The following is a 20,015-nucleotide window of genomic DNA, read 5'->3' on the forward strand; positions in this document are numbered from 1 at the left end:
TTTCATACCGTGACCCGTGAAGTGAAGGAAATTTTCGGGACCGGTTCGGGCGGCGGCAAGCCCTCCCCTCCCGCGCCCGCCGCCCTGGCGGCCAAGGTGCGCACGCTGGCTCCGTCGATGACCCGTTCCATGCAGCGGGTCGCCGAGGCCGTCGCCGACGACCCGGCCGGCTGCGCGGCCCTCACGGTCACCGGACTCGCCGAACTCACCGGCACCAGCGAGGCCACCGTCGTCCGCACCGCCCGCCTGCTCGGCTACCCCGGCTACCGTGATCTGCGCCTCGCCCTGGCCGGGCTCGCCGCCCAGCAGCAGTCCGGGCGCGCGCCCGCCATCACCACCGACATCGCGGTGGACGATCCCATAGCCGACGTCGTGGCGAAACTCGCCTACGACGAGCAGCAGACCCTCGCCGACACCGCGGCCGGACTGGACACCGTCCAGCTCGCGGCGGCCGTGGCCGCCCTGGCCGGGGCCCGCCGCACCGATGTGTACGGCGTCGGCGCGTCGGGGCTCGTCGCCCAGGACCTCACCCAGAAGCTGCTGCGCATAGGCCTGATGGCGCACGCCCACAGCGATCCGCACCTCGCCGTCACCAACGCGGTGCAGCTGCGGTCGGGGGACGTGGCGATCGCCATCACCCACTCCGGATCGACCGGGGACGTCATCGAACCGCTCCGGGTCGCCTTCGAGCACGGGGCGACGACGGTGGCGGTCACCGGACGCCCGGACGGTCCCGTCACGCAGTACGCCGATCATGTCCTGACCACGTCCACGGCACGGGAGAGCGAGCTGCGGCCGGCCGCGATGTCGTCCCGGACGGGGCAGTTGCTGGTCGTGGACTGTCTGTTCGTGGGGGTCGCCCAGCGGACGTACGAGTCGGCGGCGCCGGCGCTGTCCGCGTCGTACGAGGCGTTGGCGCACCGGCACCGGGTGCTCCGCAAGGGGCCGTAGGGGTGCGGCGCCGTTTTCGACCGCGGGTGGTCCGTGGCCGGCCGCGCCCACGCGACGGTGGCCGCGCATCGGACACGACCCCGCGCCCCTGAGGCAGGCCGCCCACTCCCGGACCGGAAAGATCCGCCATGAATTCCACCTCCCACCACCACGATCTCCGTGCCCAGCTGGAGACGCTGACCACCGAGGCGTTCCGGCCCGAGCTGGCGGACGTCGACCGGCTGCCCACGCTCGACATCGCGCGGCTGATGAACGGCGAGGACGCCACGGTGGCCGGTGCCGTGGCCGAGCAGGTGCCGGTGATCGCCGCCGCCATCGACGCCGTCGCCGAGCGGATGGCCCGGGGCGGGCGGCTGGTCTACGCGGGCGCGGGTACCGCCGGCCGGCTGGGGGTGCTGGACGCCTCCGAGTGCCCGCCGACCTTCAACACCGACCCGGCGCGGGTCGTCGGCCTGATCGCGGGCGGGCCCGACGCCATGGTCACCTCGGTGGAGGGCGCCGAGGACTCGCGCGAACTGGCCGAGGCCGACCTGGCCGCGCTGGAGCTGACCGCCGACGACACGGTGGTCGGGGTCTCCGCCTCCGGCCGCACCCCCTACGCGGTCGGCGCCGTCGCGTACGCCCGTGCGCGCGGCGCCCTCACCGTGGGGCTGGCCTGCAACCGGGGCAGCGCGCTGGCGGCGGCGGCCGAGCACGGCATCGAGGTCGTCGTCGGCCCGGAGTTCCTCACCGGCTCCACGCGCCTGAAGGCCGGTACGGCACAGAAGCTGGTGCTGAACATGCTGTCGACGATCACGATGATCCGGCTGGGCAAGACGTACGGGAACCTGATGGTCGACGTGCGGGCCTCCAACGAGAAGCTGCGCGCCCGTTCCCGCCGCATCGTCGCGCAGGCGACGGGCGCGGCGGACGACGTCGTCGAGCGCGCCCTGGCCGCCACGGACGGCGAGGTCAAGGACGCGATCCTGGTCGTCCTGGCGGACGTGGACGGCCCGACGGCCGCCCGCCTGCTCGCGGAGTCCGACGGCCACCTGCGGGCGGCGCTGGCCCGGGCCCGGTCCGGCTGAGACCCGGGGACGAGCGGCTACCCCCTGCGGCGCAGGCCCCCGTACAGCAGACCGCCGGCGACGAGGAGCGTCAGACCGGCCGTGCTCGCGAGGGTGATCTCCGCGGTGTCCCCCTGACCGGGACCGTCCGGCAGCCGGGGGTCGAGCAGACCGAGCGGGTCCTCGCGGATCACGACCCGGTCCCCCGGTTCCGCCCGCCCGAAGCAGTTCTCCCGCTGGGAGACCTCGTACGTCCTGCGTTCCCCGCCCAGTTCGCGGACCGTGCAGAACATGTCCGGGCCGCGCCGCTGGTCCCGGTCGACGACCCCGGTCACCACGGCGTCCACCGGCTCGCCCACGGTCCGCATGTAGCCGTCGTACACCGCGGACCCGGCGAACAGCGGCAGGGCGAACCCGGCGCAGCAGACGAGGACGGCGGCGCCGGCCCGGTGCCAGACGCCGCCGACCAGACACCCGGCGACGGCGACGGCCGCCAGCGTGATCACGACGCCGAGCCAGACGGACCACGGGTTGACGGCGGCGCCGAGCAGCAGCGCGACCGTCAGCGCGAGCGCCCACAGCACCGAGTTCAGGACCACCCCGCCACCGGACCGGCCCCCGGGCCCGCCACCGGAGACCTCCACCGCCACCGGCTCGATTCCGTTCATGCCCCCGCACCCTTCGACGACCGCCCGTTCGACCAGGCATCGTAGATCCTCGCCATTCGGCGCACGCTGGGATACTGGACCGACCCCCTATGGAGAACCACCATGAACCACGCGCAGCTCACCGCCCTGGGCCGCGCCCTGCGCGTGCTCGGGGAGCACGGCGAGGCGCTGTCCGCCGACACCCCTGACGCCCGGCTGCACGAAGTGAAGGACGACCTGAAGCGGGCCCTGGACCTGCTGGAGGAGAGCGTCACCACGGCCGCGCCCAGCACGCGCTGCGCCGAGCACCCGACCGGACCGGTCGACAAGAGCGCCCCCGACCTGTGCCTGCTCTGCGAGACCCGGCGCCGCACCGCCCGCCGCGCCGAGTTCAACGGCCCGGCCCCGCAGGCCCGGCCCGCCGAGCCCGCGCCGTCCCGGTACGGGGTGCGCGCGGACCGGCCGCAGCCGCAGCAGCGCTGGCTGCCGGAGCTGTGGAACGGGCAGGCGTGGCAGCTGTGCGGCACCCCGCGCCGGGACCGGCGCGAGGCGGAGCTGTACATCGCGGCCCAGCGGCGCGGGCCCCGGGCCGCCATGGCGTACCGGATCGTGCACGAGTTCACCGACTACGAGGTGCTGCGCGTGTGGGGGACGCCGGTGCGGGTCGACATCGAGCCGATGGGCAATCTCTGAGCCGGTCCGGAGCCGGCCCTCTCCTCCGCCTCCACGGCCCGGTCCCCCGGGGACGTTCCCGGGGCTCGTCCGGAACGCCTCGTCGGCCGCGTCCGGCCGCCGTGACGACGAACGGCCGCCGCCCGGGAGGATTCCGGGGCGGCGGCCGTCGGCCGCGGTGAACCGCGCCTACGCCGTGGACGCCACCCCCGTGGACTCCTCGGCCGGGGCCTCGGCGACGGCGTGCGCGTCCGCCGCCGCGGCCGGCCGGCGCGGGATGAAGGCGGCGATGGCGAAGCCGATGAGCGCGGCCCCGGCGCCGAGCGCCAGGACGGTGCGGAAGCCGTCCTCGCCGGGCAGCGCGTACGAGCCGAACCGCGTGGTCATCTGCGCCAGGACGACACCGGCGACGGCGCTGGCGACGGAGGTGCCGATGGAGCGCATCAGGGTGTTGAGGCTGTTGGCGGCGCCGGTCTCGGAGGCGGGCACCGCGCCCATGATGAGGGCGGGCATCGCGCCGTAGGTGAAGCCGATGCCGGCGCCGATGACGCAGGACGCCAGCACGAAGTGCCAGACCTCGCTCATGAGCAGGACGTTCAGACCGTAGCCGGCTGCCACGATCAGGGCGCCGATCATCAGCGTCACCTTCGGGCCCTTGGCGCGGGAGACCAGCGCGGAGACGGGCGCCAACGCCATCATCACCAGGCCGGACGGGGCCATGACCAGTCCGGCGGCGAGCAGGGACTGGCCGAGGCCGTAGCCGGTCCGCTCGGGCAGCTGGAGAAGCTGCGGGATGACCAGGGACATGGAGAACATGCCGAAGCCGATCGCCACCGAGGCGAGGTTGGTGATCAGCACCTGGGGGCGGGCGGCGGTGCGCAGGTCCACCAGCGGCTGGTCGACGCGCAGTTCGAAGAAGCCCCACGCCAGCAGGACGACGACGGCCGCCGCGAACAGGCCGAGGGTGGTGCCGCTCCCCCAGCCCCAGTCGGCGCCCTTGGAGATCGCCAGCAGCAGGCAGACGAGTCCGGTCGCCATGCCGGCCGCGCCGGCCAGGTCGAACCGTCCGCCGGTGCGCACCTTCGACTCCGGTACGAGGACCACTACCAGGAGCAGGGCGACGACACCGAGGGCGGCGGAGGTCCAGAACAGCGCGTGCCAGTCGAAGTTGTCGGCGATCAGTGCGGCGGCGGGCAGGCCGAGGGCGCCGCCGACGCCGAGCGAGGCGCTGATCATCGCGGTGGCCGAGCCGAGCCTCTCCGCGGGCAGTTCGTCGCGCAGGATGCTGATGCCGAGCGGGATCACACCGGACGACAGGCCCTGCAGGGCGCGGCCGACGATCATCGGGACCAGGGAGTCGCTGAGTCCGGCGACGACGGAGCCGACGACCAGCATGGCCATGCTGACCAGCAGCATGCGGCGCTTGCCGTACATGTCTCCGAGGCGGCCCATGACCGGGGTGGCGACGGCCGCGGCGAGCAGGGTGGCGGTGATGGCCCAGGCGGTGTCCGCGGCGGAGGCGTTCAGGTACTGCGGCAGTTGCCCCACGATCGGGATCACCAGGGTCTGCATCAGCGAGACCACGATGCCGCTGAGGGCCAGTACGGGTACCACGGCGCCGGTCTTGGGCGGCGCGGCGGTGCCGGACGTGGGGGAGCGGTCGAGTGCGTCGGACATGAAGGAGGTCTCCGTCGGGACTCAGGCCAGTACTTGACTCAGGCAACCTTAAAGCGATTGATTGACTTAAGCAAATTAAAAACGGGTGACATGCGGATGGCGCCCCCGCGTCCGGGAGCGCCATCGGCCGGCTCGGCCCGGCGCCTTCACGGAGGCCGCCGACCCGTGCACCGTCAGCCCGGCACCTTCATGGCCGCCGGCCCGTACGGCGTCAGCTCAGCGTCCGCGGGGACACCGGCCCGTACGACATCAGCTCAGCGTCCGCGGGGACACCGGCCCGTACGACGTCAGCTCAGCGTCTGCAGGGACGCCGCCTCGTACGGCGTCAGCTCGTCGAAGCGGCCGGCCAGCACCTTGGCCGCCCACTCCGGGTCCTGGAGCAGCGCGCGGCCCACGGCGACGAGGTCGAACTCGTCCCGCTCCATCCGGTCGAGCAGGTTGTCGATGCTGCCGAGCTCGGCGCCCTGCCCCTGGAAGGCCTTGAGGAACTCGCCGTTCAGGCCGACGGAACCGACGGTGATGGCGGGCCTGCCGGTCAGCTTCTTCGTCCAGCCGGCCAGGTTGAGGTCGGAGTCCTCGAACTCCGGGAGCCAGTAGCGGCGCGTGGACGCGTGGAAGGCGTCGACACCGGCCTCGGCGAGCGGGGCGAGGATCGCCTCCAGCTCCTGGGGCGTCTCGGCGAGCCGGGCGTCGTAGGCGTCCTGCTTCCACTGCGAGTAGCGGAAGACGACCGGGAACTCGGGCGACACGGCGTCGCGCACCGCCGCCACGATCTCCGCCGCGAACCGCGCGCGGGCCACCGGGTCGCCGCCGTAGGCGTCGGTGCGGCGGTTGGTGCCGGACCACAGGAACTGGTCGATGAGGTAGCCGTGGGCGCCGTGCAGCTCCACGCCGTCGAAGCCGATGCGCTCGGCGTCGGCGGCGGCCCGCGCGAAGGCGCCGACGACATCGTCGATGTCGGCCTGCGTCATCGCCTCGCCCTTGCCCTCGGTGCCGTCCGTGCGCACCCCGGACGGACCGACCGCCGGAGCCTCCGGGTACGGCGCCTGGCCCTGCTCGCGGACCATGCCGATGTGCCAGAGCTGCGGCACGATCGTGCCGCCCGCCGCGTGCACCGCCTCGGCGACCTTCGCCCAGCCCGCGAGCTGCTCCTCCCCGTGGAACCGCGGCACCCGGTCGCTCTGCCCGGCCGACTCGTGGCCGACGTACGTGCCCTCGGTGACGATCAGACCGACACCGGCCGCGGCACGACGGGAGTAGTACGACACCACGTCCTCACCGGGCACACCGCCCGGCGAGAACATCCGGGTCATCGGCGCCATGGCGATGCGGTTGGGGACGGTCAGGCCGTTGATCGTGACGGGCCGGGAGAGAATCGCGGCCGCTCGGGCGGCGGTGTCCGGGGCGGTGACGGTCACGTGGGGGCTCCTTCGCTTCGAATACCGGTCGGTATGTGTACGTGCATTAAATGCACGTACAGTGCCAACCGGGAAGCGAGGAGGGGCATTCCCCTTCGGGCCCCGGGCGTGACTCCGGTCACGGGACGCCTTCCCGCGCACCGGGGTACGGTCGCCCGGTGAGAACACGCCTTCTGCGTTTCGGCCTCTACGCGGACGACGAAGGGCTGGCGTGGGCCGGCTCGGTCGTCGACCGGGCCATGGCGCCCCGGAGCGCCCGGATCGTCGGCCGGGACGTCGTCCGCACGCTCCCCGGCAGCGGGATGACGACCGCCGACCTCTACGACCACCTGGCGGAACAGTGGGCCTGGGAGCACCCGGGCCGAAGCGGCGGCGCACGGGAACCGGTCGAGCTGCGCGTCCGCCTGGTGTGCTCGCTGCGGACCTGGCGGGCGGTCCGCAAGGCGGTGCTGCGGGGTCTGTGCCCGCAGGGCACGGCACCGCACGTCTGCCGCGTGCCGTGGTGCGCCTGAAACGCCCGAGGGCGGCACCCCCTGTCGGAACAGGGGGTGCCGCCCTCGGGCGTACGACGGACGGATCCGATCCTCGAAGGGATCAGAAGTCCATGTCACCGCCCGGCATGCCGCCGCCGGCCGGGGCCGCGGCCTTCTCCGGCTTGTCGGCGATGACGGCCTCGGTGGTGAGGAACAGCGCGGCGATGGAGGCGGCGTTCTGCAGCGCGGAACGGGTCACCTTCGCCGGGTCGATGATGCCCTCGGCGATCATGTCGACGTACTCGCCGGTCGCGGCGTTCAGGCCGTGGCCGACGGGCAGGTTGCGCACCTTCTCGACGATGACGCCACCCTCGAGACCACCGTTGACGGCGATCTGCTTGAGCGGGGCCTCCAGGGCGAGCTTCACGGCGTTGGCGCCGGTCGCCTCGTCACCCTCGAGGTCCAGCTTCTCGAAGACCGTGGAGGCCTGGAGCAGGGCCACGCCACCACCGGCGACGATGCCCTCCTCGACGGCCGCCTTGGCGTTGCGCACGGCGTCCTCGATGCGGTGCTTGCGCTCCTTGAGCTCCACCTCGGTGGCGGCACCGGCCTTGATGACCGCGACACCGCCGGCGAGCTTCGCCAGGCGCTCCTGCAGCTTCTCGCGGTCGTAGTCCGAGTCGCTGTTCTCGATCTCGGCGCGGATCTGGTTCACGCGGCCCTGGACCTGGTCGGCCGAGCCCGAACCGTCGACGATGGTGGTCTCGTCCTTGGTGATGACCACCTTGCGGGCCTTGCCCAGCAGGTCGAGGGTGGCGTTCTCCAGCTTGAGGCCGACCTCCTCGGAGATGACCTCGCCGCCCGTGAGGATGGCGATGTCGCCGAGCATGGCCTTGCGGCGGTCGCCGAAGCCCGGGGCCTTGACGGCGACGGACTTGAAGGTGCCGCGGATCTTGTTGACGACCAGGGTCGACAGGGCCTCGCCCTCGACGTCCTCGGCGATGATCAGCAGCGGCTTGCCCGACTGCATGACCTTCTCCAGGAGCGGGAGCAGGTCCTTGACGTTGGAGATCTTGGAGTTCGCGATCAGGATGTACGGGTCGTCGAGGACGGCCTCCATACGCTCCATGTCGGTGGCGAAGTACGCCGAGATGTAGCCCTTGTCGAAGCGCATACCCTCGGTGAGCTCCAGCTCCAGACCGAAGGTCTGGGACTCCTCGACGGTGATGACGCCTTCCTTGCCGACCTTGTCCATGGCCTCGGCGATCAGCTCGCCGATCTGGGTGTCGGCGGCGGAGATGGAGGCCGTGGAGGCGATCTGCTCCTTGGTCTCGACGTCCTTCGCCTGCTCCAGCAGGGCACCGGAGACGGCCTCGACGGCCTTCTCGATACCGCGCTTCAGGGCCATCGGGTTGGCGCCGGCGGCCACGTTGCGCAGACCCTCGCGCACCAGGGCCTGGGCGAGGACGGTCGCGGTGGTCGTACCGTCACCGGCGACGTCGTCCGTCTTCTTGGCGACTTCCTTGACCAGCTCGGCGCCGATCTTCTCGTACGGGTCCTCGAGCTCGATCTCCTTGGCGATGGACACACCATCGTTGGTGATCGTGGGGGCGCCCCACTTCTTCTCGAGGACGACGTTGCGGCCCTTGGGGCCGAGCGTCACCTTGACGGCGTCCGCGAGCTGGTTCATGCCGCGCTCGAGGCCGCGCCGCGCCTCCTCGTCGAACGCGATGATCTTGGCCATGTGAAGTGGTCCCTCCAGGACTGGGGGTGATTCCTTCGGACCGCGCCCGCGCCCGCGACGGACGGCTCGCCGACCCCGTGGTTCCTTGCCCCACACGGCCCGCGGGCCTCACCGACCCGGTCCTTCGTTGTCACTCTCACCTTCAGAGTGCTAACGCCAATGATTAGCACTCGACCCATGCGAGTGCAAGCGCCCATGGGGAGTACACGGGGGCGCCCGGCCACCCGCGGACGCCCCTCGGCCGCCCGCGGACACGGTTCAACCACCCACGGGCACCGCTCGGCCGCCCGCGGGCACGGCGAAGGGCCCGCACCCCTGAGGGGTGCGGGCCCTTCGCCGGCAGAAGATGCTTGCGGCTGGTAGCGCGTTCAGGCGCTGAGACGAACCATGTCGGCCTGTGGGCCCTTCTGACCCTGCGAGATCTCGAACTCGACCCGCTGGCCTTCTTCGAGGGTGCGGTAGCCGTCCATCTGAATCGCGCTGTAGTGGACGAAAACATCCGCACCACCGTCGACCGCGATGAAGCCGTACCCCTTCTCCGCGTTGAACCACTTGACGGTGCCCTGAGCCATGCCTAACTCCCCTATTACTGGCCCTTGCACAGATCCGCACTTCGCGGATCCGGGTCAGACCTCACCCCCCAACGGTTGGGGGCGTGCGCCGGAACGCGTCGACCGCGGCTGAATGTATCTGTCCAACTGCCGTCTGCAACAGGTCAATCGGACGAGAAATCTGGACGACGCCGGTCCGGAATGTGGCGAGAATTCGCCTTAATCCAGGGCAAGTCGGGCCACGCAAAGGCCGCAAATGCCGCGGAGAGTGCCCGCACTTTGGCTACATCCAGTCGGGCCCGCGGCAGGAATTCAGTGTTTCCGATCAAGAGATCAGGAGCGCTTTCCCCAACTCTACCGCGCTCAATCCCATGGAATTGCCCCCTCCGCTTCTCTCACGGAGGGGGCCGCATCCTCAACGTTCGGTCATCGTCATTACCGAAGGTAATGATCAGCCGCCGGCCACCGCCGGAATGATCGACACGCCGGCCCCGTCCGGGGTGGCCGTCTCGAGCCCCTGCTCGAACCGCACGTCGTCGTCGTTGACGTAGACGTTCACGAACCGCCGCAGCTTGCCCTGGTCGTCCAGCACCCGGGCGGCGATCCCGGTGTGGTTCTTCTCCAGGTCCGAGATGACCTCGCCGAGGGTGGCCCCCTCGGCGGCGACCTCGGCCTGCCCACCGGTGTAAGTACGCAGGATGGTAGGGATTCGAACAGTAACGCTCACTTTGAAACCTCCGGTCAGGTGACGTACCCAGGGGCGCGGGGCTGTATTGATATGCGGCTACCGCCGCGTGGGCGCGACCAGCCCCCATCGGCCCGCGGACGAGAACGGTGAGAAGGGCCCCTAGGCGAGTCCGGCCTCACGGAACGACTCAAGGCTCGGACGGATCGTCGCAGTCATCCCCGTGCCGGCCACCGCGTCCAACGTCTTCAGACCATCCCCGGTGTTGAGCACGACCGTGGTCAGAGACGGGTCGAGCACCCCGCTCTCAAGCAGCTTCTTCGTCACGCCGACCGTGACACCCCCCGCGGTCTCCGCGAAGATCCCCTCGGTGCGCGCCAGCAACTTGATCGCATCGACGATCTGCCCGTCGTTCACGTCCTCCACCGCCCCGCCCGTCCGGCGGGCGATGTCCAGCACGTACGGCCCGTCCGCCGGGTTCCCGATCGCCAGCGACTTGGCGATCGTGTCCGGCTTCTGCGGACGGACGACGTCGTGCCCCGCCTTGTAGGCGGTGGACACCGGCGAGCACCCCTCGGCCTGCGCGCCGAAGATCTTGTACGGCCTGTCCTCGACCAGCCCCAGCTTGATCAGCTCCTGCAGCCCCTTGTCGATCTTCGTGAGCTGCGAGCCGGACGCGATCGGGACGACGATCTGGTCCGGGAGCCGCCAGCCGAGCTGCTCGCAGATCTCGTACGCGAGGGTCTTGGACCCCTCCGCGTAGTATGGCCGCAGGTTGACGTTGACGAAGCCCCAGCCCTCGCCGGCCGGGTCGCCGATCAGCTCGGAGCAGAAGCGGTTCACGTCGTCGTAGTTGCCCTCGATGCCGACGAGTTCACCGCCGTAGACGGCGGCCATGACGACCTTGCCCTGCTCCAGGTCGTGCGGGATGAACACGCAGGACCGGAAGCCGGCGCGGGCCGCTGCGGCGCCGACGGCGCCGGCGAGGTTGCCGGTGGAGGAGCAGGAGAGGGTGGTGAAGCCGAAGGCGCGGGCGGCCTCGATGGCCTGGGCGACGACGCGGTCCTTGAAGGAGTGCGTCGGGTTGCCGGAGTCGTCCTTGACGAACAGCTTGCCGGCGTCGACGCCCAGCTCACGCGCGAGGTTGTCGGCCTGGACGAGCTTGGTCCAGCCGGGGTTGATGTTCGGCTTGGTCGCCACGTCCGCCGGGACGGGCAGCAGCGGCGCGTAGCGCCAGATGTTCGCGGGTCCCGCCTCGATCCGCTTGCGGAGCTCCTCGGTGTCGTGGGCCGAGAAGTCGTACGCGATCTCCAGCGGGCCGAAACACTCCTCGCAGGCGAAGACGGGCCCGAGGGGGACCCGGTGTCCGCATTCGCGGCAGGAGAGCGCGGCGGCGGGGCCCAGGTCGACGGAGTTCGCGGCGGCGGAATCGGTGGTGCTTGCAACAGTCTGCACAGCCATGGAGGCGAGGCCCTTTCTCCTCATCTTCCTCACGACGCACCTCGCCGTGAGACGGATTTGGCACCTTCCCTAGCCGGGAGCCTCGCCACGTCCGTGTGACAAGAACCGACTGGAGGGTTGCCGGGGCTTCATCGGGCCGTATCCCTCTGCCCCTCTGGATGAGCGGTGTTCAGTTGTCGTCCGCGCGGTGACCCCGGCATGCGGTGGTCATCGGCGTTGTTCAAGACTGTAACCGAAGGCCTGCATGGTTGAGATAGTCGTCCGAACCGCGAGATGGATCACAGGCCAGTGAGGAGCCCGGGACCGTGCTGGAAGAAGTCGAGCGCTGGCTGACCGACCGGTCCTGGTCGGTGGCCGACCGCCCGCTCCACCGGATCCTGGCGGCGAAACGCGCGACGGGGCAGACGGTGAGCGTGGTGCTGCCCGCGCTCGACGAGGAGGCGACGGTCGGCGACATCGTGTCGGCGATCCGGCACGACCTGGTGCTCCAGGTCCCGCTGGTCGACGAGGTGGTGGTGGTCGACTCGGGCTCGACCGACCGCACGGCCGAGGTGGCGGCGGCGGCGGGCGCGCGCGTGGTGCACCGGGACGCGATCCTGCCCCGGATACCGGCGGTGCCCGGCAAGGGCGAGGTGCTGTGGCGCTCCCTGCTCGTCACCCGCGGCGACATCGTGTGCTTCGTCGACGCGGACCTGCGGGAGTTCTCCTCCGACTTCGTCTCCGGCATCGTCGGCCCGCTGCTCACCGAGCCGGACGTGCAGCTGGTCAAGGCCATGTACGACCGTCCCCTCGGCTCGGCGGCCGGTCAGGGCGGCCGGGTCACGGAGCTGATGGCCCGCCCGCTGCTGAACATGCACTGGCCCCGGCTGGCCGGCTTCGTCCAGCCGCTCGGCGGCGAGTACGCGGCCCGCCGGAGCCTCCTGGAACAGCTCCCGTTCCCGGTCGGGTACGGCGTCGAGCTCGGCATGCTGGTCGACGCCCTGCACCTGGTCGGCCTGGACGCCCTCGCCCAGGTCGACGTCGGCGTGCGCGTCCACCGCCACCAGGACGGCCAGGCCCTCGGCCGGATGGCCGCCGCGATCTACCGCACCGCCCAGCTCCGCCTGGCCCGCGGCCATCTGATCCGGCCCTCCCTCACCCAGTTCGAGCGGGCGGGCGACGCCTTCGAGCCCCGCACGTACTCCGTCGACACGGAGGAACGGCCGCCGATGACGGAGATCGCGGAGTACCAGGCACGGCGGGTGGCCTGACCCGTATACGGCCGATCTTGTGCGTTTGAGGTCTCCGGGGCCGGGCTAGGTTGACATTCATGGCTGTCACGCAGGCTGCTCAGGGTGCTCAGGTGCTGGTCGCGTCGAATCGCGGGCCCGTCTCGTACACGGTGGAGGACGACGGTTCACTGCGGGCCGGGCGGGGCGGCGGCGGGCTGGTGTCCGGGCTGTCGGCGATCGGGCCGGACGCCGGGGCGCTGTGGGTGTGCTCGGCGCTGTCCGACGGCGACCGCGAGGCGGTGCGGCGCGGGGTCGGCGAGGACGGCGTGCGGATGCTGGACATCCCGGCGGACGTGCACGCCGACGCGTACAACGGGATCGCCAACTCGGTGCTGTGGTTCGTGCACCACATGCTGTACCAGACGCCGCTGGAGCCGGTCTTCGACGCGAAGTTCCGCCGGCAGTGGGCGTCGTACGAGGCCTACAACCGGGCGTTCGCCGAGGCGCTGGCCGAGGAGGCGGCGCGGGGCGCGGCGGTGCTCGTCCAGGACTACCACCTGACCCTCGTCCCCGGGATGCTCCGCGCACTCCGCCCCGACCTGCGCATCGCGCACTTCTCGCACACGCCGTGGGCACCGCCGGAGTACTTCGCGATGCTGCCCGACGACATCGCGCGGCAGGTGCTGCGCGGGATGCTCGGCGCCGACCGGCTCGGCTTCCTCACCCGCCGCTGGGCGGACGCGTTCACCGCGTGCTGCGAACGCTTCGCGGGCGGCCTCGGGGACACCCGGATCGGCGTGCACGGCCTGGGCGCCGACGCGGACTTCCTGCGCGCCCGCGCCCACGAGGCGGACGTCGAGGAGCGGATCACCGCGCTGCGGGAGGAGATCGGCGCGGGGCGCCGGACGATCGTCCGGGTCGACCGGACCGAGCTGTCGAAGAACATCGTGCGCGGACTGCTGGCGTACCGGCAGCTCCTGGACGACCACCCCGAGTGGCGCGAGCGCGTCGTGCACGTCGCGTTCGCCTACCCCTCCCGGCAGGACCTCGCCGTCTACCGCGACTACACCGCCGAGGTGCGGCGGGTCGCCGAGGACATCAACGAGCGGTACGGCACCCCGGGCTGGCGGCCGGTCGTCCTGCACGTCGAGGACGACTTCGCGCGCTCGCTCGCCGCGTACCGGCTGGCGGACGTGGCGCTGGTCAACCCGATCCGCGACGGCATGAACCTGGTCGCCAAGGAGGTCCCGGTCGTCTCCGACGCGGGCTGCGCGCTGGTGCTGTCGCGGGAGGCGGGCGCCCACGAGGAGCTGGGCGAGGACGCGATCACGGTCAACCCGTACGACGTCGTCGGGACCGCCCGCGCCCTGCACGAGGCCCTGACGACGGGCCCGGACGAACGCGCCGAGCGCACCAAGCGCCTGGCCGCGGCGGCGACCGCGCTGCCCCCGGCCCGCTGGTTCCTGGAGCAGCTGGAGGCGCTGCGGGACGGAACGCCCGGCTGATCGCGGGTATGGCCGGTCACACAGGCGTGCGAGGGGGCGGGCGCGGATAGGTTGGACGTATGGCCAGCCATACGGATTCCACGGAGCCGAACGCCACGCCGACGCCCGCCACGCAGGCCGGGCGGGAAGGGCTGGAGGCGCTTCTCTCCCGCCCGGGGAAGGCACTGATCGGGCTCGACTTCGACGGGACGCTCGCGCCGATCGTGGCCGACCCCGAGCAGGCCCGCGCACACCCCGACGCGGTACCCGCGCTCGCCGCGCTCGCCCCGAAGGTGGCCGCGGTCGCCGTCGTCACGGGCCGGCCGGCGGGGGTCGCGGTCCGCCACGGCGGCTTCGCGGGCGTTCCCGGCCTGGAACACCTCGTCGTTCTCGGCCATTACGGCGCCGAGCGCTGGGACGCCGTCACCGGCACGGTCACCGCGCCCGCCCCGCACCCCGGGGTCGCCGCCGTCCGCGCGGAGCTGCCGGGGGTGCTCGACCGGGTCGGCGCGTGGCAGGGCACGTGGATCGAGGAGAAGGGGGGCCGGGCGGTGGCGGTCCACACCCGCCGGGCCGCCGATCCGCAGGCCGCGTTCGAGGCCCTGCGCGAGCCGCTCGCCGGGCTCGCCGCCCGGCACGGTCTGATCGTCGAGCCCGGCCGCATGGTGCTGGAGCTGCGTCCGCCCGGGATGGACAAGGGCGTCGCCCTGCTGGAGTACGCGCGGGACATCGGCGCCGAGTCGGTCCTGTACGCGGGTGACGACCTGGGCGACCTGCCCGCCTACACGGCCGTCGACAAGCTCCGCTCCGCCGGCACTCCGGGGCTGCTGGTGTGCAGCGGCAGCGACGAGGTCACCGAGCTGCGGGAGCGGGCGGACCTGGTGGTCGACGGGCCGGCGGGGGTGGTGGGGCTGCTGCGGGCGCTGGCGGGGCGGATGCGCTGACCGGATTTTTTCGCCCCCGCCGCCCCTTCCCGTTCCCGTCCCTGGGGGCTACGCCCCCGGACCCCCCTTCGGCCCTGAACGGGCCTCGTCCTCGAACTCCCCCAGACGGGCTGGTTTCAGCCCCTCCGGCGTTTGAGGAGCGGGGGTCCGGGGGCTGCGCCCCCGGGTCGGGACGGGAAGGGGCGGCGGGGGCGAATCAACGCTCTGTGCGGCGGGTCTCCCGTACGCGGCGCAGGCGGTTGACCGTCACCGGGTCGTGGGCGAGGGCGCGGGGGTCGTCCAGGAGCGCGTTCAGGAGCTGGTAGTAGCGGACGGGTACCAGGCCCAGCTCCTCGCGGATGGCGCGTTCCTTGGCGCCGGGCCCGGGGAAGCCCCGGCGTTCCAGCGCCAGGATGTCCTGTTCACGCCGGCCCAGACCCGCGCCGGCCTCGTGCTCCTCGTCCCCCGTGCCCATGCCCCGCAGGTTACTCCGCGCTCTCCGCGCGCGTCGCCGTCGCCTGGAGTCCGCCGAGGACGCCGGCGGGGCTGCCGTTCGGGGCGACCGCCTTGCCGATCTGCTTCTTGACCGCCGCGTTGACCGCCGCCCAGGAGGTGTTGCCGACCGGGTAGAGCTCCGAGGTCGCGAGCTGGTCGAGGAAGGGCCTGAGGTCCTTGTCCTGGTCGGACGCGGCCATCGTCCGGAACGCGGAGGTGGTGACCGGCAGCAGGTTGTACTCGCGGGAGAAGCCGAGGACGTTCTTCTCGCTGTAGACGAAGTCGAGGAATTCGCCGACCTGGTCGCGGTGGCCGTTCTTCTTGAAGGCCATCATCCAGTCGGCGACACCGAGGGTGACCGGGCTCGCGCCGTCGATGCCCGGCGTCGGCACCATGCCGAACTCCACGCCCTTCTCCTTCGCCGTCTCCATCAGCGAGGGGTGCCCGTTGAGCATGCCGACGTCCCCGGCGGCGAACGCCGCAAACGCGTCGGCCCGGTTGAGCTTGCCGGGCGCGACGGGACCGGTCAGGCCCTTGTCGACCAGCTCGTCCTTCAGCCAGGAGAAGGTCTCGACGTTCTGCGCGGAGTCGATGCTGTACGTGCCCATGAGGTCGGTGTAGCCGCCGTCGCCGCTGAGCATCCACTGCATGGTCTCGGCCTGTGCCTCCTCCGGGCCGAGCGGCAGCGCGTACGGATACTTCACGCCCTTCGCGTCGAGCGCCCGGGCGGCCTCGGCGAGCTCGTCCCAGGTCTGCGGCGGGGTGATGCCGGCCTCGGCGAACAGCTTCTTGTTGTAGAACAGCACGCGCGTGGAGGAGGCGAACGGCATGCCGTACTGCACGCTGTTGACCTCGCCCGCGGTGGTGAGCTGGGCGAGGAAGTCCGCCTGGACGGGGATGGAGAGCAGGTCGCCCGCCTTGTAGAGCTCGCCCTCGGCCGCGTAGTCGGCGTACGCGCCGATCTGCGCCATGTCCGGCGGGTCGCCCGCGTCGACCATCTCCTTGACCTTGCGGTCGACGTCGTTCCAGGAGTAGACGTCCACGTCGATCTTCACATCGGGGTGCTCGGCCTCGTACCGCTCGACCAGGCCGGCCCAGTACTTCTTGGAGCTGTTGGCCGCACTGTCGCCGTAGTCGGCGGCGACCAGCCTCAAGGTCACATCGGAGGACCCGCCGCCGAGTCCGCATCCGCCGAGGACTCCCGTCAGCCCCAGTGCGGACACCACCGCGATCGCCCTTGTCCTGACCTGCCGCTGCACTTGCCTTGCCCCTGCCCCGGCGCATCGCGCCATCCGAAAGCCTTCCGATAATCGGAATAAGGTCTACACCACGCGAGTGGACTAGACCTCTTGCGGGTCCGGGGGTCACACTGTTCCACGTGAAACACGTCATCGCCCTCGATGTGGGCGGCACCGGGATGAAGGCCGCCCTGGTCGGGGCGGACGGCACGCTGCTGCACCAGGTCCGCCGGGCCACCGGCCGCGAACGCGGCCCGGACGCGGTCGTCACGGGCATCCTCGACTTCGCGGCGGACCTGCGCGCCCACGGCGTACGGCAGTACGGCGAGGCCGCGTCCGCCGTCGGCATCGCCGTCCCCGGCATCGTCGACGAGGCGGAGGGCGTCGCCGTCTACGCGGCCAACCTCGGCTGGCGCGACGTCCCGCTGCGCGCACTGCTCACCGAACGCCTCGGCGGCGTCCCCGTCGCCCTCGGCCACGACGTGCGCACCGGCGGTCTCGCCGAGGGCCGCATCGGGGCGGGCCGGGGCGCGGACCGGTTCCTGTTCGTGGCGCTGGGCACCGGCATCGCGGGCGCCATCGGCGTCGACGGCCGGGTGGAGGCGGGTGCGCACGGCTTCGCGGGCGAGATCGGCCACATCGTCGTACGGCCCGGAGGCGCCCCCTGTCCGTGCGGGCAGCGCGGCTGCCTGGAGCGGTTCGCGTCCGCCGCCGCGGTGAGCGAGGCGTGGGCGGCGGCCTGCGAGGACCCGGGCGCGGACGCGGCGGACTGCGCGAAGGCCGTCGAGTCCGGGGACGTACGGGCCCGTCAGGTGTGGCAGGACGCGGTGGACGCGCTCGCCGACGGGCTGGTCACCGCGCTCACCCTGCTGGACCCCCGGGCTCTGATCATCGGTGGCGGGCTCGCCGAGGCGGGGGAAACCTTGTTCACACCGCTGCGGGAGGCCGTCCGGCGGCGGATCACCTTCCAGAAACTGCCGTCCCTGGTCCCCGCGGCCCTCGGGGACACCGCCGGATGCCTGGGCGCGGGACTCCTCGCCTGGGACCTGATCGACGCCACTGACCCCTCGTATCCCTCGTATCCCTCGGAGGTAACCACCTGATGGCCCCCACCAAGGTTCTCGCCGGTGCCCGGGTGGTCCTGCCCACCGGGACCGTGGACGACGGCCGCGTGATCGTCGAGGGCACGCGGATCGCGGGTGGGGGTCCCCCCGGGCCGGAGCCCGCCGGAGGTCCGGGAGGGGCGCCCGCCGGCGCCGAGACGGTCGACCTGAGCGGCCACTGGGTGGTCCCCGGCTTCGTCGACCTCCACAACCACGGTGGCGGCGGCGCGTCCTTCGCCGGCGGCACCGCCGAGGACGTCCTCAAGGGCGTGCACACCCACCGCGCGCACGGCACCACCACGGTGGTCGCCTCCGCCGTCACCGGTGACCTCGACTTCCTCGCCCGGCACGCCGGGATGCTCGCCGAGCTGGCCCAGCAGGGCGACATCGCCGGCATCCACTTCGAGGGGCCGTTCATCTCCCCGTGCCGCAAGGGCGCGCACGACGAGGCGCTGCTGCGCGCCCCCGACCCGGCCGAGGTGCGCAAGCTGCTCGACGCCGCGCACGGGCAGGCGCGGATGATGACGCTGGCCACCGAGCTGCCGGGCGGCCTGGACTCCGTACGGCTGCTCGCCGAGCACGGGGTGATCGCGGCGGTCGGGCACACGGACGCCACGTACGAGCAGACGCTCCAGGCCATCGACGCGGGCGCGCGCGTCGCCACCCACCTGTTCAACGCGATGCCGCCGCTCGGCCACCGCTCCCCCGGCCCGATCACCGCCCTGCTGGAGGACGAGCGGGTCACCGTCGAACTGATCAACGACGGCACCCATCTGCATCCGGCCGCCCTCCAGCTCGCCTTCCACCACGCGGGCGCCGCGCGGGTCGCCTTCATCACCGACGCGATGGACGCGGCCGGCTTCGGCGACGGCCGCTACATGCTCGGCCCTCTGGAGGTCGAGGTCGCGGACGGGGTGGCCCGGCTGGTGGAGGGCGGCTCGATCGCCGGCTCCACGCTCACCCTGGACCGCGCCTTCAAGCGGGCGGTGACGGTGGACAGGCTGCCCGTCGAGGACGTCGTACGGGCGATCTCCGCCAACCCGGCCCGGCTGCTCGGCCTGGACGACCGGATCGGCTCCCTGGAGCCCGGCAAGGACGCCGACCTGGTGGTGCTGGACGCCGCCTTCGACCTGGTGGGCGTCATGCGGCAGGGGGAATGGGTGGTCGATCCCCAACTGGGCTGATCCGTCCCGCCGTCGACGGACGGCGGCCGGTCCGGGGGGTGGGCCGACCGTCGTCCGTTTGGCATGATCGTGACCACGGGTTTCACGGCAGAAGCAGGCGTCAAGGGGGAGGTCGGCCCGGTGATCCTCACGGTCACGCTGAACACCGCTCTCGACATCACCTATCGCGTACCGTCCCTGCGGCCGGGGGCCTCCCACCGGGTCGCCGAGGTGACGGAACGCCCCGGCGGCAAGGGCGTCAACGTGGCACGGGTGCTCGCGGCCCTCGGCCACGAGGTGACGGTCACCGGCTTCTCGGGCGGCACGACGGGCCGGATCCTGCGCGACCGGCTCGCCGAGGTCCCGCACCTGACGGACGCGCTGGTCCCGGTCTCCGGCACGACCCGGCGCACCGTCGCCGTCGCCGACGGGCGCTCCGGCACCACCACCCAGCTCAACGAGCCCGGCCCGGTGATCACCCACGCCGAGTGGTCCGCGTTCCAGGAGGTGTACGAGGAGCTGCTGGCCGCCGCCTCGGCGGTGGCCCTGTGCGGCAGCCTGCCCCCGGGCGTCCCGGTGGGCGCCTACGCGGGCCTGATCCGCACCGCCCGCGCGGCCGGGGTCCCCACCCTCCTCGACACCAGCGGCGCGGCGCTGCGCCGCGGGGTCGCCGGGCGGCCCGACGTCCTCAAGCCGAGCACCGAGGAACTGGCCGGACTCACCGGCTCCCACGAGCCGCTGCGCGCCACCCAGGAGGCCCGTCGGCGCGGCGCGGGCGCGGTGGTCGCCTCCCTGGGCCCGGAGGGCCTGCTCGCGGTGACCCCCGAGGGCCTCTGGCGTGCGGTCCCTCCGCGGCGGCTGCGCGGCAACCCGACCGGCGCCGGCGACTCGGCCGTCGCGGGCCTGCTGTCGGCCCTGGTGGAACACCGTCCCTGGCCGGACCGGCTGGCCCGCGCGGTCGCCCTGTCGGCGGCGACGGTCCTGTCCCCGACGGCCGGCGACTTCGACCGGGCGGCCTACGAGGAGCTGCTGACCGGGGTCACGGTGACCGGGGAAGCGACCGCGGCGTAGGG

The 20,015-nt window shown here is 72.3% G+C and carries 19 protein-coding genes and 1 riboswitch; of the genes, 10 read left to right on the plus strand and 9 right to left on the minus strand.

The features are described from left to right. The first annotated feature begins 9 nt into the window (after nucleotides 1-9). Complete coding sequence (locus tag ACF1DX_RS19815) at nucleotides 10-951, plus strand: MurR/RpiR family transcriptional regulator (RefSeq protein ID WP_391792464.1); 942 nt, start codon at nucleotides 10-12, stop codon at nucleotides 949-951. A 128-nt stretch (nucleotides 952-1,079) separates the two neighbouring features. Then, on the plus strand, nucleotides 1,080-2,018 hold the full coding sequence (gene murQ / locus ACF1DX_RS19820) for an N-acetylmuramic acid 6-phosphate etherase (RefSeq protein ID WP_391792465.1): 939 nt from the start codon (nucleotides 1,080-1,082) through the stop codon (nucleotides 2,016-2,018). Nucleotides 2,019-2,035: 17 nt separating this feature from the next. On the opposite strand, the gene ACF1DX_RS19825 is transcribed toward murQ, so the two are convergent. Then, nucleotides 2,036-2,665: a hypothetical protein gene (locus ACF1DX_RS19825; RefSeq protein WP_391792466.1), complete on the minus strand. Its 630-nt coding sequence runs from the start codon at nucleotides 2,663-2,665 to the stop codon at nucleotides 2,036-2,038. A 102-nt stretch (nucleotides 2,666-2,767) separates the two neighbouring features. Here ACF1DX_RS19825 and ACF1DX_RS19830 point away from each other — a divergent pair, with 102 nt between their 5' ends. After that, the gene (locus ACF1DX_RS19830) at nucleotides 2,768-3,337 is read left to right on the plus strand and encodes a hypothetical protein (protein ID WP_391792467.1); all 570 of its coding nucleotides are present in this window, start codon (nucleotides 2,768-2,770) and stop codon (nucleotides 3,335-3,337) included. Between the two features lie 168 nt (nucleotides 3,338-3,505). Here the strand turns inward: ACF1DX_RS19830 and ACF1DX_RS19835 are convergent, their stop codons facing one another. Both ACF1DX_RS19835 and ACF1DX_RS19840 read right to left on the minus strand, forming a co-directional pair. Next, nucleotides 3,506-4,993 carry an MFS transporter gene (locus ACF1DX_RS19835; protein ID WP_391792468.1) on the minus strand — a complete coding sequence of 496 codons (1,488 nt, stop codon included), beginning with the start codon at nucleotides 4,991-4,993 and terminating at the stop codon, nucleotides 3,506-3,508. 287 nt (nucleotides 4,994-5,280) lie between these two features. Continuing rightward, nucleotides 5,281-6,411 carry an NADH:flavin oxidoreductase gene (locus tag ACF1DX_RS19840; RefSeq protein ID WP_391792469.1) on the minus strand — a complete coding sequence of 377 codons (1,131 nt, stop codon included), beginning with the start codon at nucleotides 6,409-6,411 and terminating at the stop codon, nucleotides 5,281-5,283. Nucleotides 6,412-6,569: 158 nt separating this feature from the next. Here ACF1DX_RS19840 and ACF1DX_RS19845 point away from each other — a divergent pair, with 158 nt between their 5' ends. Continuing rightward, nucleotides 6,570-6,923: a hypothetical protein gene (locus ACF1DX_RS19845; protein WP_391792470.1), complete on the plus strand. Its 354-nt coding sequence runs from the start codon at nucleotides 6,570-6,572 to the stop codon at nucleotides 6,921-6,923. Nucleotides 6,924-7,005: 82 nt separating this feature from the next. Here the strand turns inward: ACF1DX_RS19845 and groL are convergent, their stop codons facing one another. From groL to thrC, 4 genes are all read right to left on the minus strand, one after another. After that, entirely contained in the window at nucleotides 7,006-8,628 is a 1,623-nt protein-coding gene (gene groL, locus ACF1DX_RS19850) for a chaperonin GroEL (protein WP_391792471.1), read from the minus strand. A gap of 368 nt (nucleotides 8,629-8,996) precedes the next feature. Then, complete coding sequence (locus ACF1DX_RS19855) at nucleotides 8,997-9,200, minus strand: cold-shock protein (RefSeq protein WP_004929928.1); 204 nt, start codon at nucleotides 9,198-9,200, stop codon at nucleotides 8,997-8,999. A gap of 430 nt (nucleotides 9,201-9,630) precedes the next feature. After that, the gene (locus ACF1DX_RS19860; RefSeq protein WP_189729287.1) at nucleotides 9,631-9,906 is read right to left on the minus strand and encodes a ubiquitin-like small modifier protein 1; all 276 of its coding nucleotides are present in this window, start codon (nucleotides 9,904-9,906) and stop codon (nucleotides 9,631-9,633) included. A 120-nt stretch (nucleotides 9,907-10,026) separates the two neighbouring features. Continuing rightward, on the minus strand, nucleotides 10,027-11,325 hold the full coding sequence (gene thrC, locus ACF1DX_RS19865) for a threonine synthase (protein WP_391792472.1): 1,299 nt from the start codon (nucleotides 11,323-11,325) through the stop codon (nucleotides 10,027-10,029). A 17-nt stretch (nucleotides 11,326-11,342) separates the two neighbouring features. After that, a riboswitch (SAM riboswitch) is annotated at nucleotides 11,343-11,490 on the minus strand. Nucleotides 11,491-11,630: 140 nt separating this feature from the next. Between thrC and ACF1DX_RS19870 the strand changes: the two genes are divergently transcribed. Genes ACF1DX_RS19870 through otsB form a run of 3 tightly spaced genes read left to right on the plus strand, consistent with a single transcriptional unit; the run spans nucleotide 11,631 to nucleotide 14,964 of the window. Next, nucleotides 11,631-12,575 (plus strand): glucosyl-3-phosphoglycerate synthase, encoded by a 945-nt coding sequence (locus ACF1DX_RS19870; protein ID WP_391792473.1) that lies wholly within the window; start codon nucleotides 11,631-11,633, stop codon nucleotides 12,573-12,575. A gap of 59 nt (nucleotides 12,576-12,634) precedes the next feature. Continuing rightward, complete coding sequence (locus ACF1DX_RS19875) at nucleotides 12,635-14,041, plus strand: trehalose-6-phosphate synthase (protein ID WP_391792474.1); 1,407 nt, start codon at nucleotides 12,635-12,637, stop codon at nucleotides 14,039-14,041. A 59-nt stretch (nucleotides 14,042-14,100) separates the two neighbouring features. Beyond that, nucleotides 14,101-14,964, plus strand: a complete 864-nt coding sequence (gene otsB, locus ACF1DX_RS19880; RefSeq protein ID WP_391792475.1) for a trehalose-phosphatase — start codon at nucleotides 14,101-14,103, stop codon at nucleotides 14,962-14,964. A 196-nt stretch (nucleotides 14,965-15,160) separates the two neighbouring features. On the opposite strand, the gene ACF1DX_RS19885 is transcribed toward otsB, so the two are convergent. Then, nucleotides 15,161-15,418 carry a DUF3263 domain-containing protein gene (locus ACF1DX_RS19885; protein ID WP_391792476.1) on the minus strand — a complete coding sequence of 86 codons (258 nt, stop codon included), beginning with the start codon at nucleotides 15,416-15,418 and terminating at the stop codon, nucleotides 15,161-15,163. Between the two features lie 10 nt (nucleotides 15,419-15,428). After that, nucleotides 15,429-16,697 carry an extracellular solute-binding protein gene (locus ACF1DX_RS19890; RefSeq protein WP_391792477.1) on the minus strand — a complete coding sequence of 423 codons (1,269 nt, stop codon included), beginning with the start codon at nucleotides 16,695-16,697 and terminating at the stop codon, nucleotides 15,429-15,431. A gap of 119 nt (nucleotides 16,698-16,816) precedes the next feature. Between ACF1DX_RS19890 and ACF1DX_RS19895 the strand changes: the two genes are divergently transcribed. The 3 genes from ACF1DX_RS19895 (at nucleotide 16,817) to ACF1DX_RS19905 (ending at nucleotide 20,013) form a co-directional block, all read left to right on the plus strand. Beyond that, nucleotides 16,817-17,779, plus strand: coding sequence for an ROK family protein (locus ACF1DX_RS19895; RefSeq protein WP_391792478.1), 963 nt, complete (start codon nucleotides 16,817-16,819; stop codon nucleotides 17,777-17,779). Then, entirely contained in the window at nucleotides 17,779-18,963 is a 1,185-nt protein-coding gene (gene nagA / locus ACF1DX_RS19900) for an N-acetylglucosamine-6-phosphate deacetylase (RefSeq protein ID WP_391792479.1), read from the plus strand. The genes ACF1DX_RS19895 and nagA overlap by 1 nt, the downstream gene beginning before the upstream one ends. Before the next feature lie 120 nt (nucleotides 18,964-19,083). Further along, entirely contained in the window at nucleotides 19,084-20,013 is a 930-nt protein-coding gene (locus ACF1DX_RS19905; RefSeq protein WP_391792590.1) for a 1-phosphofructokinase family hexose kinase, read from the plus strand. The last annotated feature ends 2 nt before the right edge of the window (nucleotides 20,014-20,015 follow it).

Source organism: Streptomyces sp. NPDC014676, from assembly GCF_043084105.1.
Lineage (GTDB): Bacteria > Actinomycetota > Actinomycetes > Streptomycetales > Streptomycetaceae > Streptomyces.

Coding starts and splice junctions, on each gene's coding strand:
- murQ (WP_391792465.1), top strand. CDS start 1,080: ATGAATTCCACCTCCCACCACCACGATCTCCGTGCCCAGCTGGAGACG.
- ACF1DX_RS19825 (WP_391792466.1), bottom strand. CDS start 2,665: ATGAACGGAATCGAGCCGGTGGCGGTGGAGGTCTCCGGTGGCGGGCCC.
- ACF1DX_RS19830 (WP_391792467.1), top strand. CDS start 2,768: ATGAACCACGCGCAGCTCACCGCCCTGGGCCGCGCCCTGCGCGTGCTC.
- ACF1DX_RS19835 (WP_391792468.1), bottom strand. CDS start 4,993: ATGTCCGACGCACTCGACCGCTCCCCCACGTCCGGCACCGCCGCGCCG.
- groL (WP_391792471.1), bottom strand. CDS start 8,628: ATGGCCAAGATCATCGCGTTCGACGAGGAGGCGCGGCGCGGCCTCGAG.
- ACF1DX_RS19855 (WP_004929928.1), bottom strand. CDS start 9,200: ATGGCTCAGGGCACCGTCAAGTGGTTCAACGCGGAGAAGGGGTACGGC.
- thrC (WP_391792472.1), bottom strand. CDS start 11,325: ATGGCTGTGCAGACTGTTGCAAGCACCACCGATTCCGCCGCCGCGAAC.
- ACF1DX_RS19875 (WP_391792474.1), top strand. CDS start 12,635: ATGGCTGTCACGCAGGCTGCTCAGGGTGCTCAGGTGCTGGTCGCGTCG.
- otsB (WP_391792475.1), top strand. CDS start 14,101: ATGGCCAGCCATACGGATTCCACGGAGCCGAACGCCACGCCGACGCCC.
- ACF1DX_RS19885 (WP_391792476.1), bottom strand. CDS start 15,418: ATGGGCACGGGGGACGAGGAGCACGAGGCCGGCGCGGGTCTGGGCCGG.
- nagA (WP_391792479.1), top strand. CDS start 17,779: ATGGCCCCCACCAAGGTTCTCGCCGGTGCCCGGGTGGTCCTGCCCACC.